Source organism: Vibrio sp. 10N.222.55.B11 (genome assembly GCF_041473705.1).
GTDB lineage: Bacteria > Pseudomonadota > Gammaproteobacteria > Enterobacterales > Vibrionaceae > Vibrio > Vibrio crassostreae_C.
Genome location: NZ_JBFRST010000058.1, coordinates 30210 through 44448 on the forward strand (window position 1 = coordinate 30210; position 14239 = coordinate 44448).

The window sequence follows — 14239 nt, forward strand, 5'->3', positions numbered from 1 at the left end:
TCAGTCTATTGCTCGATACTTCGATTGCCTCAATAAATTAACGGCTAGCTCTCATCCTTATTCGGCGGTTCTTGCTAGGCTAAAGACGTCGCTACTATTAAGGTTGAGCTGTGAATCAATACGCTGTTATCTGTTTGGACAATAATCCGGTTAGCATTGAAAGAATACGTTCGGAGCTGGCTCCGTTGGCTTCTGTATTCGATATTTATACTGCCGAGAACATAGAAGACGCACATCACGCATTAGAAGATATTCATGATCACAACCAAACCGTTGCTTTGGTGATCACTCATCATCATTCTGAATTTAATGGCGTGCAATTCCTGATTGAACTTCAACAGCTGCCCCATAGTAATACCGCAAGAACGATATTAGTCAGCGCTTCGTCAGACATTCAATCCATTTTAACCGCTGTGAATGAAGGTAGGCTCAACCACTGTTTAACCAAACCGGTTCAAGATCAGGTTCTGTTCAAATCAGCGCAAAAAGAGCTGACCTCTTTTGTTATCCAATACGACTCAGAAAACCTGCTCTCTTACAGCGATGCATTGGATCAACAACGCTTACTCAGAGCGCACATTGAGCAAAAGATTCACTCTTTCCAATCGGGTTTCATTCACGACTACCACCAGCTTTCTGATAATGCCCTTGCAGAACGTGTCGTCAGTGCCTTACAAGATGTGTTTTCAAAAGATGACAAAACTAAGGCCATTCGTGACTATTCCCCCGAGCATCTACTCACTGTGGAAGGCGAAGACAATCGCTTTTTATGGCTGATCATTGAGGGTGAAGCAGCTCTTTATAAGAAAGATGAACTTGGGCAACAGCGGGAAGTGGTACGTCACTCCAAAGGGAACATTGTTGGCGGGATGTCATTTGTAACAGGCGAGCCTTCGTTTTCTACGGCGATCACCCTAACGCAGACTCGCGTTATCAAACTGGATAAAGATAGCTTTGCTCAGGTGATGCATTCAAACAATACCCTGCTGCCTTTATTTACCAATCTATTGCTCCGTCATTTTAATCGACGTTTGCAACGCAGCATCACCAATAAGATCAAACTGCAGCAGACACTAGAATCATTAGAGTCTGCACATCAACAACTGATCGAGAAAGAGAAAATGGCGATGCTCGGGCAGCTAGTCGCGGGAGTCGCACATGAGCTGAATAACCCGATTGCTGCCATATTAAGAAGCATCGAAACTCTGTCAGACCATCTCGACCAAATATTGGCAAACCTATCCGTTCCAGAGTCCAATAAAGGGACTGACGTACTGGCACATTCAAAGTTAGCTAAGCCACTATCAACAGCCCAAGAAAGACAGCTCGTAAAGCATCTTACGTCGACGATTAATGACCGTGCTTTAGCAAAAAAAGCCGTGAGACTAAACCTAAGCCAAGACTCTACGGTTCTAAACACATTAAAGGCGTCCCCTGTCGCAGGCAAAGAGCTGCTCAATGACTTAGAGCATTACCATTATGTTGGAAACTCTATCCGCTCAATTCAAGTGTGCAGCAAGCGTATTGCCGATATGGTCAAAAGCTTAAAAAGCTATGCTAGAGAAGATGAAGAAGTTCGCCACTACACAGATATCCACGAAGGGCTTGAAGATACCTTAGTGATCTTCGAAAACAGGCTTAAACACCACCAACTCGAAAAGCATTACGATACCGACTTACCGCCTTTATTGTGCCAGTCGCTCTCGCTGCAACAAGTGTGGACCAACCTTATCTCCAATGCGCTCGATGCCCTATCTGAACGAGGAAAAGTGACCATCACCACTTCTCAACAGACAAAAGGCGACGACGCGTTTCTTGTGGTGCAAATCTCCGATACTGGCCACGGCATTGCCAAAGAAGACATCAACACCATTTTCAACCCAAATTTCACGACTAAAAAAGAAGGCAACTTTGGTTTAGGGATTGGGTTATCCATTTCTCAACAAATCGTTTCGGCTCATCAAGGGTTTATTTTGGTGGAGTCAGAGGTAGGCAGCCATACAAACATGCAAGTGTGGCTTCCATTCAAACAAGAAGGAGCACCTCATGAATAAGTACCTAATTTTATGTGTCGATGATGAACCTGAAGTTCTCAATAGTGTCCTTCAGGACTTGGCGATATTTGAAGAGAACTTTCTGGTTGAAGGTGCAGAGTCGGTCGATGAAGCCAAGCAAGTAATCAAAGAAATGGGACAAGATGGTATTAAGCTCGCGTTAATCTTATGCGACCACATCATGCCAGAAGAAACCGGCATTGATTTTCTGATCGAACTCAACCAACACGACGCTACTAAACCAACGCGTAAGCTGTTGCTCACCGGGCAAGCTGGGCTAGAAGATACCGTCACAGCCATTAACAACGCAGCACTTGATTTCTATATTTCAAAACCTTGGCAAGGCGACCAACTGAGAGACACGATTACTCAACAATTGACTGACTATGTCATTGCCAACGACAAGCAATTGCTAAACTGGACTTCCATCTTAGATACCGAGCGCATACTGACTTCAATGGCGGATAAACGCACCAGTTTTGGTGAATAGCACTGATTGGTTAATGGATACTGAGAATAGCGTCATCCGATATAAGAACCGTCCGAATGCATACAAATTTTGGATAATTCGCTCGTCTATTTTTCTCATTCGCCCTAAACATGAGATCTCCGTTACATACTGATCCTTAATTTGCTTGTTTTTTAACTAAATGAGTAAGGTTTTACATTTTAAAGGATTACTTTTCCGTGAGTTAGATTAAACTGTCTCAATGTTTATGGTTTGCCGATTTGTCTCAAACCAAAGGAATTAACACTAATATAGGTTTACAGTCGTTATGCGCAAAATTCTACTTACTACCGCTATGCTATTGGCTTCTGGTCAAGCACTAGCTGTTGATGAACAACCACAGGTAATGAGCAACTTTAACTATGATTACTTTGAAGCACGTATCGGTGCTAGCCCAGTAACATTTGGTGGTGCGTTCAGTAAGTCCATTCACCCGAACGCTCACGCTATAGCACGTATCGATTCAGAATTTGAAAGCGATTACGACTCAGCTGTAGGTCTTGGTTTCCACGCTCCATTAAACAACTGGGCAGACCTAACAGGTGAAATGCTAGCTCGTATCGTTCAACCTGAGAACTCAAGCTCTACTGATATCGGTATGGAAATCAACATTGGTGTTCGCCAATGGCTTGGTCCACAACTAGAAGTTGGTGGTAAAGGTGGTTACGTTTCTATCGATGACAACGATGATTGGACAGGTTCTGTTTACGCGCGTTTCCACTCTACAGAGCTTTTCTCTTTAGGTGCTGAAGCTCGTATTAACGACTTCTACGGTGACCAACTTATGTTCACTGCTCGCTTCAAGTACTAATACTTAAAGCTCAAGCCCTAGCAAATAAGCTCTCTATGAGCACTTAGCCTTTTGATACTTAGTCTTTTAAGAAATCCGGCTAAGACAGAAACAAAAAAACCGAGGACATTCCTCGGTTTTTATTTATTAACAGTAATCTTAAGCATATAAGGTAAACTTCTTTAGTGGCAGCTCTTTAGTAATTGCTGCTTGCGTGGCTCTTGTAATAGTTTCCAGTGAATACCATCAATTGCACCCGCAAATTTCCAAAGTAGTTTTAGGTCAACATCGTTTCCGTACGCTTCGCGAACCTTATTAAACACTTCAGGTGCGCCCAACTGCATAAACATTGAAACATCATCCACACCCGCCTTTTTAACCATGCGCTCTAACGTAAGCTGCATGTTTGGTAGATCTCTTAATCTACGGCTAGCTGATGACTTCTTGAAGCTACGCTGCTGAATTGAATTATCGATTGAAATACGAATAATACTATCCAATTCAGGATGTTCACAGGTAAACAGATCCGTAATGTCGTAATAGTTTACGGTTGCTGTTGTCTGCTTCTTTACATGACGATACTTTTCACAATCAAGATCGGTCAGTTTTTTATCTAATGATTTTCCACCTCTAATGAATAAACAACCTTCACTCAATAAAGCGAACATAGCGTCATTTTGAAAGAGGCCAATACCTCCGAACATAGAACGTTTTTGATGCTCACCAAATTGATTCACGTAATTAATAAATGCTGTCTCGGTCATATCCGTTGATCCTTAATCAAATTACCCCGATTAGGTTGATCACCAGACAAGCAGCTTGTTATGCGAAAAATTTTAAATCTATTTTTTTATTCTATAGGTGAATATTATGGTTTCGTTTTCCACCTTTAAATAAATGATACTTCGAAAAGAAAAATAAGTCTGGACTTAGTTCACATCAATCAATTGAGTATTCCGGTTTTTCATGATTGACTTCACAGTAAACTATCAAACCATGCTTGAATTTGGACACCTAGTGATACACCGGTTCAAATTATTAAAGGTTATGTAGACGGGTGAGTATTGCCTCGCAGCATCGTGGCTTGTAAAATGGCAGGACAGACCTGTTTTTACTTTTTATATGAATCATTTATCGTTTTTCTGGCTACCTCAAAATAAGACTCTTCTCTTAAAGGGTCTAGAATCAGAGTTTGCCCAACTTGTTGGACATTCTATCTCAGCGGGAAAAATAACACTTCCTCCTATCCCTAACGTTGTACTGAAGATTCAATCGCTTTGTACCCTTGAATCAACTGGGATTGCTGACGTTGCCGAGTGCTTACTCGAAGACCCAGGCCTCGCTGCTATTGTCATTCGTGTGGCTAACTCTGTCGTCTTTAACCGACGTAATATTACTTGTGTTGATATTATGACGGCGGTGTCGCGCCTTGGCATATTAAGAGTACGTGACATCGTGACGGCTCAGGCTATTGAGCAACTCAAACACTCAGTCAACCTCAGTAAAGAATGTAATAAGGTATTGGTTCAGAGCGCTTCTGTATCAAAAGAGCTGGGCGCTACTATGGTGCTTGTTACCAACAGCTTCAAAGAGCTCTCCCCTACTGAATACCGTTACCTTGAGCATGAAAAATCGCTGCTTGTTGGATTACTGGCTGATATTGGTTTGTTCTGTTTGGTTAGCGAATACCACCTCTACCTCGAAAATGGCAATTACCTAGATCACGACATCGCTCTACAAATCTTCCAAGGCCAATGTTCTGCTACCAGTAAATTGGTGCTTAACCGTTGGGGCTTCGACAGCGACTTTATTGATGTGTGCAGCAATACCATCAATAACCACGAACAGCGTGAAGTCTCTTACTTAGATATCGCTCGAATCGCTAACCACCTGCTGATGTTCAGAAACAAGGATGAGAACATCGATGATCACGAAGTTGAACTTAACGTGACAGGTGCAGAGGTGCTTTATAAATTAAGCAACTTGAGCAAGCATGATTTTAATGCAAAGCTAAGCGACGTGATCAATACTAGCGGCTTCTAAGTCACTGTTAAATTACAAGTAAGTGTAATATGAAGTAAATGCAATGGGGAAAGCATGTTTACAGGGATGATCTTTATATTTGCGCCACTCGTCGTGGGGTATCTTTTTGCAATTTCGAACGCTCAGACATTAGAATTTATCAACCGCTCAACATCGCGGTTGATCTACGTGATTCTGGCGTTAATGGGACTAAGCTTAGCCGCCCTCGATAACCTAGGCAGTAACCTGCAGACAATCCTTCTATATACCGTCACTTTCTTTGTCTGCTTAAGCGTATGTAACCTAATGGCACTGCCCGCTATTGATAAGTTATTGCCACTCAAAACCGACAGTAGCAAGAAGAAGCTTCCCCTCTCTTCTATGGCGATGGAATCTGCAAAACTCATCTTAGTGGTAGGTTCAGGGCTAATCGCTGGCTTAGTGCTGCCTATTGGCCTTGATTGGGTTGATACCGCAAGCGAATGGATTCTGTTTGTTCTTCTATTCTTTATCGGCATTCAGCTGCGTAATAGCGGACTCACACTTCGTCAGATCTTACTCAACAAGCACGGTATGGTTATCGCAATCACCATTATCATCACCTCAATGTTAGGTGGTGTAATCGCGGCTTACATCCTAGATATCCCTCTGTTCAAAGCCTTGGCAATGTCTTCTGGATTTGGTTGGTACTCTCTGGCTGGTATCTTAATGGGTGACGCCTTTGGTCCTGTCTATGGTGGCGCTTCTTTCATGCTTGAGCTGTTAAGAGAGTTAGTTGCCTTGGTACTGATTCCAGTGCTAATTCGCAGCTACCCATGCACTTCCATTGGTTATGCTGGTGCGACTGCGATGGACTTCACCTTACCGGTCATTCAAACAACAGGCGGCGTTAGATGTGTGCCTATCGCTATCGTCAGTGGCTTTATCCTCAGTTTGCTTGTTCCGATATTGATGTTGTTCTTTGTATCTCTTGCTAACTAGATCGCAGGAATAGCGTTTGTTTTAGATTAGAATGCAACTCGAATACCAATACCCAGACACCGATACAGTTACCGAAATAAAAAGACACTAAGTGTCATTGCTCAACAAATAACGATCACGGTAACCTGTAACGACAAAGTTATAAAAAGAATAAACTTACAAAAGGAACCACTATGAAACGCCTTTGCGTCGCATTACTGCTAGCTTCAACTTCTACTTTCTCTTTTGCAGCAGATTCAATGTCTGAGACAAACCAGTGCCAAGCAAAAAAATATGATGCGTACATCGACGCTTCTTTGAATTGGTATGCCGACCTTGCTGCATTAACCTCTGAGCAATATCCAGAGCTAACAGAAGTGAGTGAGTGGTTCCTAGAAGGTCGTAAGCACCACTTTGAGCTGAATCGTGCTGCGGTTAACTACTACCTTGTGAACGATTCAAGCAAAGTGGCAACAGAGCAGCCTGTAGAAGGCTGGTTGCAACTTGAGCAACACGACATTAAAACGCTATCAACACGTGATGATGAGCTTGGTAAAATCGCGAAAACAACGTTCGATGACCGCCAATCAACGCCTCACGCTCAAAACTACGAACTACGTTCTGCCTTTGCAGAGCTGCTTAGTCACCCTAAGCAAATCGACTCAGCGCTACAGCGTTACAACCAGTCGATCAGTAAACTTGAAGCGATTAAGTGTAAATAACCCCGCATTTAATATGCTTTTTTGAGAAGTTGGATTTCATAATTAAGACGGGACATTGTTCCCGTTTTCGTTTAGATTGTCCCGGTCGCGTCAATATTAGAAAAATAACTCGCTTGCTATGGTTACGGAACAAAAAACAGCAGATGTTAGCTTCGACAGTCTTCTACGTATCTTCACGGTACCTGAAGGCCCAGATTCAACACTCACTCAAATTGAAGACAAACTTTCACGAAACCTGAATCAATTCTTACGTGAACATATTGTGGCTGAAGAAAAGCCGCTACGTGAAATTGAGAAAGATTTTTCAAATGCTCATATCCCAGAGCAGCCTGAGTTTGTTTCTGAACATACTGAGCATCTCCTCGATTCTCTTGTGTCTCATTCGGTTCACACGTCTTCGCCAAGTTTTATTGGCCATATGACCTCTGCGTTGCCGTACTTCCTGATGCCGCTTTCAAAAATCATGATTGCGTTGAATCAGAATCTAGTAAAAATCGAGACCTCAAAAGCTTTCACTCCCCTAGAACGTCAAGTTCTGGGCATGTTACATCGCCTGATTTATCAAGATAGTGACCAGTTTTATTCTCGTTGGATGCACAGCGCAAACCACTCTTTAGGTGCGTTTTGTTCTGGCGGTACCATCGCGAACATTACAGCGCTCTGGGTTGCACGTAACAACGCACTAAAAGCGCAAGGTTCGTTCAAAGGTGTAGAAAAAGAAGGCCTGTTTAAAGCCATGAAGCACTACGACTACGAAGGCCTTGCCATCTTAGTCTCTGAACGTGGCCACTACTCTCTGAAAAAAGCCGCGGATGTCCTTGGTATTGGTCAAGAAGGTCTAGTGTCTGTTAAAACAGATAACGACAACCGTATTTGTACTGATGATTTAAGACTCAAGATCGAGCAGCTCAAGCAGAACAAGATCAAACCTTTCGCCGTCATTGGTGTGGCTGGTACAACCGAAACCGGTAATATCGACCCGCTAAGAGACATTGCTGAGGTGTGTGCCGAATCCGATTGTCATTTCCACGTTGATGCAGCTTGGGGCGGTGCGACTCTGATGTCTAACAATCATCGTCACCTACTTGATGGTATTGAACTGGCGGATTCAGTCACGATTGATGCGCATAAACAGCTTTATATCCCTATGGGTGCGGGTATGGTTCTGTTTAAGAAGCCAGATGCGATGACTGCGATTGAACATCATGCTCAATACATTCTTCGTAAAGGCTCAAAAGATTTAGGCAGCCATACGTTAGAAGGTTCTCGTTCAGGTATGGCAATGCTGGTTTACGCCGCAATGCACATCATTAGCCGCCCAGGTTATGAACTGCTGATCGACCAAAGCATCAACAAAGCGCGCTACTTTGCCGACCTAATTAAAGATCAGAGCGACTTCGAGCTGGTTTCAGAACCTGAGCTTTGCCTACTGACTTATCGCTATGTCCCTGAGTCAGTCAAAGCGGCACTGCTTAAAGCTGAGCCTGAACATCGTGTCGAACTGAATGAGTTGCTCAATGAGCTGACTAAGTTTATTCAGAAGAAGCAGCGTGAAACAGGTAAGTCTTTCGTGTCACGTACACGCTTAAACCCTGAAGCATGGGTACATCAGCCAATCATCGTTTTCCGCGTGGTATTAGCAAACCCACTAACAGGCAATGACATTCTTTCGTCAGTGCTTGAAGAACAGCGTGAGATCTCTAAACTAGCACCAAACTTGATGGGCAAAATCAACAAACTGGTTACGCAAATCAACGCATAGTCATTCAATTTTAGTTGCATCAAATTGAAAATTTCTTTCTTTTTGATGTAACTAAGCTGTCAGTTCATACCCATTTTGCATTCTTTTTGCTCAAACTCTCTTCCAATTCTGTAGTTTTCTAAAATTTTGTTGAGGTTTGTCATATTCTTAAGCATTCATGCCCTGTTTTTGTATTAGTAAATAGTATGTTGGGTTTATACTGACTCTATGGTGCTAGTTAGCTTGATATCTATTTGACGCAGCAGTATTTACGAAACCGAATATACATCGGCTTTGTGTTTACTGATATTTGCTTCAGCCATACCCCCTGGTAAAAGATATTAACTAGCAAGTTGTTCTCTATACCCTTGTGAACACTATGAATACATTAGAAAAAATACAAAAAAACCTGGAAAATTTCAGCAAGTCTGAGCGCAAGGTAGCCGAAGTAATTATGGCTTCCCCTCAAACTGCAATTCATTCTAGCATTGCTACCTTAGCTAAAATGGCTGACGTGAGTGAGCCTACAGTTAACCGCTTCTGTCGTCGATTAGACACAAAGGGCTTCCCTGACTTCAAACTTCACCTAGCTCAAAGCTTGGCAAACGGTACACCTTATGTGAACCGTAATGTTGAAGAAGATGATGGTCCAGATGCTTATACGCATAAGATTTTCGAATCAACTATGGCTTGTCTAGACGTTGCTAAAAACAGTCTAGACGCGATGCAAGTAAACCGTGCTGTTGACTTGCTGACTCAAGCAAAACGCATTTCGTTCTTCGGACTGGGTGCCTCTTCTGCTGTCGCCAAAGATGCTCAAAACAAGTTTATTCGTTTTAATATCCCAATCACATGTTTCGAAGACATCGTGATGCAACGAATGAGCTGCATTAACTGCAGTGATAACGACGTTATTGTTCTGATCTCTCATACTGGCCGCACTAAAAGCCAAGTTGAGATTGCAAACTTAGCGCGTGAAAACGGTGCGACAGTTATTGCTATCACAGCAAAAGATTCTCCACTGGATAAAGCGAGCTCGTTGTCTATTTCTCTGGATGTTCCAGAAGACACTGACGTTTACATGCCAATGGCAAGTCGCGTTGTTCAGATGACGGTTATCGATGTGCTAGCGACAGGCTTTACGCTACGTCGTGGTTCTGGTTTCAGAGAGAACCTAAAGCGCGTCAAAGAGTCACTTCGTGATTCACGTTACGAGAAGTACTCTCAGTTCTAATCTGCTTAGTCATGAACTGAAAACAGATGACCAGAGAACAAGTTGAATTAAAAAAACGGAGCCTAGAGCTCCGTTTTTATTTGTCTGTATAAAATGACTTATACAACGAACAAGTTTAAGACCGTTAGATAGTCCAACTATTGCCCTTCTCAACCACGCTGTTTTCGGACGCATAAGAATTGATAATGGTAAAGCTCGACTCGACAGCTGGCTCTGGCCCAATTTGATTCATTGAAGCTCCCTCATGATGCCCTTCTCTACAACTGCACTTCTCGCATACTTGCTTCAAAATATGCACGAGCCTCTCTTGGTTAAGCGGCAAAGGGTTTCCTTTAATCGCCACTGATTTGAGCGCGTCGGCAGACACCTCATCAAACTGGGCTTCACAGACACCAAATTCCAACAAGTTGGGTAACTTAAGCGTATCAAGCACTTCCGATAACCAAGAAATTGCCTCCTCTTCTATTGCTTCTACGTTACCTGTTACTATCTGAGCGATTCGCTGATAACGCGCTAGGATGTCGCTTCTTTGCTGCTCTTTTGCAACGGCTATGTTCTCCAACATCACAAACGGCGCTAAACGCGCGGTAATCACACTATGAGGCGCAGAAATCTTACCTCCTAGTGCGGAGGCTAAACCATGGGCTGCGCCAAGCTTGGCATTAGTTATCGCCATACCACCGAGCATAGAAGCGAAAGCAAGATCAGAACGCGCTTGAGGCTCATCATAAACACACGCTTTAACCACAGAACCACTCAACTTACGCAGCCCTTCTTCACAAATCATATCGGTTAACGGATTCGGTTCACCACACACGTAGGCTTCCATTAGATGAGTAAAGGCATCCATCGCACCTCGCCCAGATAGATATAGATTGGTTCCATGAGTTAGGGTTGGGTCGACAATCGCAACGTCGGCCAGCATGTCTGGGCTTCTCAGGCTGATTTTTACTTGGTCTTGGCCTGATTTCAGCACCGCGTTTTTAGTGACCTCGGCGCCGGTACTCGCTGTGGTTGGAATTGCGATAAACGGAAGTGGTTTGGTTTTAAGAGGAACATTACGCCCGACCACTTCAACATAGTCATATAAATTGCCTTGATTAGGTAAAACCGCAGCCAACGCTTTGCCCATATCGATGGCGCTACCGCCCCCCATGGCGACAACCATATCTGGCTTAAATCGACGAGCAGAAATAGCCGCCTCTTCAACCATTTTGATATTAGGTTCACCGGAAACGGCAATGTGCTGATAACGCATACTCTGCGCATCAAGATAGTCAGTAACAATTGAAGTGCGCTCTAATGTATTGCCTGTAACCAATAGCACGCTGTAGCCATATTGATTAAAGAGAGACAATGAAGCGGAAAGTGCTCCATCACCAAAGATGATCTTTGTAGATGTCATAAATTGAAACATGGTGCCTCCTGCGCCTATGACCGAACAAAACTGCGAACTCTTGGTTATTGGAATTTAGCCTTTATATAGTGCATCAGTATTAAGATGCCTCGTTCTGTATGCGCTTTTTTTGACGAGGTGCAACTTGTCTCATTAAAGATGGATTAATGTCGTATTCTTAGGGGTAATTCACACTCTTAAATTAAGGGTAATCAATCTGAATACCCATCAGAAATCAGCATGGATCCTTTTTGTGACCATTATTTGCTCTGATAGACAAAACCTATTGTATTAAGAGGTAATTCCATCTTTATTTCCCCATGGCATTGAGGCATAGTTGGTTTTATGAAATTTTGAGTGGCATTCACTAAAGAATAGTTAACATAATCGAGTTAACGAGCCTCATCCCGTATTTAGGAGAAATTAAATGTTTGTAGTTATTTTTGGTCGCCCTGCTTGCCCATTCTGTGTTCGTGCAAAAGAGCATGCTGAAACTCTTAAAGCTAAACGCGATGACTTCAACTACCGTTACGTTGACATCCACGCTGAAGGTATCAGCAAAGCTGATCTAGAGAAGACTGTTGGTAAACCTGTCGATACAGTTCCACAAATCTTCATCGACCAAGACCACATCGGCGGCTGCACAGAATTTGAAGCATACGCAAAAGAAAACCTAGGTCTTTTCGACTAAGCTAGGATTTCTCAAACGAGAATCAAGACTAAAGCCTTAAACAGGTGACCCATTTAGGCGTTAGACTGTACGATTTATAGAAAGCCCGCTCACTGTAGCGGGCTTTTTTATGACCAGTTTTCATACGGAATAAGAATAAGGTCAAAATCAAGTAAATTAACAAAATATTGCTTATAATTTATTTATATTTAGATACAATTCACCTCTCAAACTTACCCTGTGTTCCACGCCAATTATTGAGCGACCACCGTGAATATCGACGTTGTTTTTCTGTTAGAACAAAACCCCATTCTCCTCATCTTTGTTGTTTTATCGATTGGATTAGCCATTGGTAAAATTCGTTTCGGTAGCCTCCAACTTGGTAATTCAATCGGTGTTTTGATTACTTCCCTTATCATGGGACATCTTGGCTTTTCTTTTAACGCAGATGCGCTCACCATTGGTTTCATGCTGTTCATCTACTGTGTTGGCATTGAAGCTGGACCAAACTTCTTCGGTATCTTCTTCAGAGACGGTAAGCACTACCTCATTCTGAGCCTTGTGGTACTTTCTACCGCAATTGCCCTAACCTATTTCAGTAGTCATTACCTTGGCCTAGGCTTTGGTTTATCTGCAGGCATGATGGCAGGTGCCTTAACAGCAACGCCGATATTGGTAGGTGCTCAAGATGCTCTGAATTCTGGGCTTGCAGAATTACCAAGAAACATGGACTTGAGCCTGATTATCGAAAACCTTTCAGTCGGTTACGCGATGGCTTACTTGGTTGGCTTAATCAGTATGATTATGTTTGCTCGCTTGATTCCAAAACTTCAAAAAGTGAACCTACACGACTCGGCAGAGCAAATCGCCCAAGAACGTGGGTTAGGCGCTTCAGGTCAGCGTAAGGTTTATCTACCCATTATTCGTGCTTATCGAGTGGGACCAGAGCTCATCTCTTGGACTGACGGTAAGAATCTGCGTGAACTGGGCATCTATCGCCAAACAGGCTGTTACATCGAGCGTATTCGACGTAATGGTATTCTTGCCCATCCAGATGGTGATGCAATTCTGCAAGAAGGCGATGAGATCGCATTGGTTGGTTTCCCAGATAGCCACGCTCGTCTAGACCCAAGCTTCCGTAACGGTAAAGAAGTTTTCGACCGTAACCTTCTCGATCTGCGTATCGTGGAAGAAGAGATCGTCGTTAAGAGTGACAGTATCGCAGGTAAGCGCCTATCAGACTTAAACCTGTCTGAATACGGCTGTTTCCTTAACCGCGTTGTACGTGCTCAGATTGAAATGCCGATGGACTTAAACATCGTCCTTTCTAAAGGTGACGTCCTACAGGTGAGTGGTGAAAAGAGTCGAGTGCACGGCCTAGCTGAGAAAATTGGTTTCATCTCAATCCACAGCCAAATGGCGGATTTGATGGCCTTCTGTAGCTTCTTCATTTTGGGTATTTTGTTTGGTTTGATCACCATGACATTCGGTCAGGTATCGTTTGGGCTAGGTAACGCGGTTGGCCTGCTTCTATCGGGCATCATGCTTGGTTTCCTACGAGCGAACCACCCTACTTTCGGTTATGTGCCTCAAGGTGCTCTGAACATGGTCAAAGACCTCGGTTTGATGTTCTTTATGGTCGGTATCGGCTTGAGCGCCGGTGGTAAGATATTTGAGCACTTAACCCAAGTTGGCCCACAGGTAATAGGTATTGCCCTAGTAGTGAGTGTGCTGCCAGTATTCTTCGCTTACTTGGTTGGCGCTTACGTATTGAAGATGAACCGAGCTTTGTTGTTCGGTGCAATCATTGGCGCGCGAACTTGCGCTCCAGCGATGGACATCGTAAATGACCACGCTCGCTCAACGATTCCGGCTCTGGGTTATGCGGGTACTTATGCGATAGCCAATATATTGATGACCTTAGCAGGTACTTTCATCATCATAATTAGCTAGCATCTGCTGCATTAAAAGCAGCCAAGCTTAGATATTTCGAATGCACTAATTCACTTTGGGTTAGTGCATTTTTTATAACCTGTTTTAAGCGGTTCAAGCCTTCTTCCCCACTCCTGCTCTTAACTCTCTTCATCCCTTATTTCTACTCTTGTCCCCCTTCGAATCGCGGTAGCCGTATCCGCTCTTAAA

At 43.3% G+C, this 14239-nt stretch carries 12 protein-coding genes; 10 read left to right on the plus strand and 2 right to left on the minus strand.

Features of this window, described 5'->3' with window-relative positions; genetic code table 11:
* The first annotated feature begins 110 nt into the window (after positions 1-110).
* The 3 genes from AB4503_RS19960 to AB4503_RS19970 all read left to right on the plus strand — a co-directional run bounded on the left by AB4503_RS19960 (position 111) and on the right by AB4503_RS19970 (position 3373).
* Entirely contained in the window at positions 111-2054 is a 1944-nt protein-coding gene (locus tag AB4503_RS19960; RefSeq protein ID WP_017060404.1) for an ATP-binding protein, read from the plus strand.
* Positions 2047-2544, plus strand: a complete 498-nt coding sequence (locus tag AB4503_RS19965) for a response regulator (protein ID WP_017065410.1) — start codon at positions 2047-2049, stop codon at positions 2542-2544. The genes AB4503_RS19960 and AB4503_RS19965 overlap by 8 nt, the downstream gene beginning before the upstream one ends.
* A 286-nt stretch (positions 2545-2830) precedes the next feature.
* Complete coding sequence (locus AB4503_RS19970; RefSeq protein WP_017065409.1) at positions 2831-3373, plus strand: hypothetical protein; 543 nt, start codon at positions 2831-2833, stop codon at positions 3371-3373.
* 161 nt (positions 3374-3534) lie between these two features.
* Here AB4503_RS19970 and AB4503_RS19975 read toward each other — a convergent pair whose 3' ends face one another.
* Positions 3535-4116 carry a TfoX/Sxy family DNA transformation protein gene (locus tag AB4503_RS19975; RefSeq protein WP_372115629.1) on the minus strand — a complete coding sequence of 194 codons (582 nt, stop codon included), beginning with the start codon at positions 4114-4116 and terminating at the stop codon, positions 3535-3537.
* A gap of 358 nt (positions 4117-4474) precedes the next feature.
* Between AB4503_RS19975 and AB4503_RS19980 the strand changes: the two genes are divergently transcribed.
* The 5 genes from AB4503_RS19980 to AB4503_RS20000 all read left to right on the plus strand — a co-directional run bounded on the left by AB4503_RS19980 (position 4475) and on the right by AB4503_RS20000 (position 10031).
* Positions 4475-5395, plus strand: a complete 921-nt coding sequence (locus AB4503_RS19980) for an HDOD domain-containing protein (RefSeq protein WP_017066065.1) — start codon at positions 4475-4477, stop codon at positions 5393-5395.
* A gap of 54 nt (positions 5396-5449) precedes the next feature.
* Positions 5450-6355 (plus strand): lysine exporter LysO family protein, encoded by a 906-nt coding sequence (locus AB4503_RS19985; protein ID WP_017071961.1) that lies wholly within the window; start codon positions 5450-5452, stop codon positions 6353-6355.
* A 173-nt stretch (positions 6356-6528) separates the two neighbouring features.
* Entirely contained in the window at positions 6529-7056 is a 528-nt protein-coding gene (locus AB4503_RS19990; RefSeq protein WP_017065407.1) for a hypothetical protein, read from the plus strand.
* A 118-nt stretch (positions 7057-7174) separates the two neighbouring features.
* Positions 7175-8818, plus strand: coding sequence for a pyridoxal-dependent aspartate 1-decarboxylase PanP (panP, locus tag AB4503_RS19995; RefSeq protein WP_017060397.1), 1644 nt, complete (start codon positions 7175-7177; stop codon positions 8816-8818).
* Positions 8819-9176: 358 nt separating this feature from the next.
* Complete coding sequence (locus AB4503_RS20000; protein ID WP_004734686.1) at positions 9177-10031, plus strand: MurR/RpiR family transcriptional regulator; 855 nt, start codon at positions 9177-9179, stop codon at positions 10029-10031.
* Between the two features lie 124 nt (positions 10032-10155).
* Here AB4503_RS20000 and AB4503_RS20005 read toward each other — a convergent pair whose 3' ends face one another.
* Complete coding sequence (locus tag AB4503_RS20005) at positions 10156-11448, minus strand: iron-containing alcohol dehydrogenase (protein ID WP_372115630.1); 1293 nt, start codon at positions 11446-11448, stop codon at positions 10156-10158.
* A 406-nt stretch (positions 11449-11854) separates the two neighbouring features.
* Here AB4503_RS20005 and AB4503_RS20010 point away from each other — a divergent pair, with 406 nt between their 5' ends.
* Positions 11855-12118 (plus strand): GrxA family glutaredoxin, encoded by a 264-nt coding sequence (locus AB4503_RS20010; RefSeq protein ID WP_009847069.1) that lies wholly within the window; start codon positions 11855-11857, stop codon positions 12116-12118.
* 249 nt (positions 12119-12367) lie between these two features.
* On the plus strand, positions 12368-14050 hold the full coding sequence (locus AB4503_RS20015) for an aspartate:alanine antiporter (protein WP_017060395.1): 1683 nt from the start codon (positions 12368-12370) through the stop codon (positions 14048-14050).
* The last annotated feature ends 189 nt before the right edge of the window (positions 14051-14239 follow it).

What these genes read in the sequence shown, in the direction of transcription:
- AB4503_RS19965 (WP_017065410.1), top strand. Translation starts at nt 2,047, where the DNA reads ATGAATAAGTACCTAATTTTATGTGTCGATGATGAACCTGAAGTTCTC.
- AB4503_RS19970 (WP_017065409.1), top strand. Translation starts at nt 2,831, where the DNA reads ATGCGCAAAATTCTACTTACTACCGCTATGCTATTGGCTTCTGGTCAA.
- AB4503_RS19975 (WP_372115629.1), bottom strand. Translation starts at nt 4,116, where the DNA reads ATGACCGAGACAGCATTTATTAATTACGTGAATCAATTTGGTGAGCAT.
- AB4503_RS19980 (WP_017066065.1), top strand. Translation starts at nt 4,475, where the DNA reads ATGAATCATTTATCGTTTTTCTGGCTACCTCAAAATAAGACTCTTCTC.
- AB4503_RS19985 (WP_017071961.1), top strand. Translation starts at nt 5,450, where the DNA reads ATGTTTACAGGGATGATCTTTATATTTGCGCCACTCGTCGTGGGGTAT.
- AB4503_RS19990 (WP_017065407.1), top strand. Translation starts at nt 6,529, where the DNA reads ATGAAACGCCTTTGCGTCGCATTACTGCTAGCTTCAACTTCTACTTTC.
- panP (WP_017060397.1), top strand. Translation starts at nt 7,175, where the DNA reads ATGGTTACGGAACAAAAAACAGCAGATGTTAGCTTCGACAGTCTTCTA.
- AB4503_RS20000 (WP_004734686.1), top strand. Translation starts at nt 9,177, where the DNA reads ATGAATACATTAGAAAAAATACAAAAAAACCTGGAAAATTTCAGCAAG.
- AB4503_RS20005 (WP_372115630.1), bottom strand. Translation starts at nt 11,448, where the DNA reads ATGTTTCAATTTATGACATCTACAAAGATCATCTTTGGTGATGGAGCA.
- AB4503_RS20010 (WP_009847069.1), top strand. Translation starts at nt 11,855, where the DNA reads ATGTTTGTAGTTATTTTTGGTCGCCCTGCTTGCCCATTCTGTGTTCGT.